Source organism: Salmonella sp. SAL4457, from assembly GCF_046548235.1.
Taxonomy (GTDB): Bacteria; Pseudomonadota; Gammaproteobacteria; order Enterobacterales; family Enterobacteriaceae; genus Salmonella; species Salmonella enterica.
The window spans coordinates 1-279 of sequence record NZ_JBGDZO010000350.1 but is presented as its reverse complement, the minus strand read 5'-3'; the positions used below and the strand labels follow the sequence as shown (position 1 = coordinate 279).

The window sequence follows — 279 nt, the reverse complement described above, 5'->3', positions numbered from 1 at the left end:
GCTGGAAAACCGCGGCGAACTGGTCGGCAACGTCAAGCTGCGCGACAAGGGCATGCTGGTGGTCGGCGACCACGCCCAGGTCCAGCTGGACAACGGCGAGGCCCAGGTCGACAACGCCGAGTACGTGATCCACAAGGCCCATGCCCGCGGCAGCGCGCTTTACGCCAAGCGCAGCGAGAACGCCATCATCATGCTCAAGGATGGCACCTACACCCGCTGCGAACCGAGCAGCAACGCCTGGACCCTGAAGGGCAACAACGTCAAGCCTGTCTCTTATAC

At 63.4% G+C, this 279-nt stretch carries 1 protein-coding gene; it reads left to right on the top strand.

Annotation, left to right across the window (positions count from 1 at the left end):
- A partial coding sequence (locus ACLJNW_RS24605; RefSeq protein ID WP_410961272.1) for a hypothetical protein occupies positions 1–279 on the top strand: 279 nt, incomplete at both ends.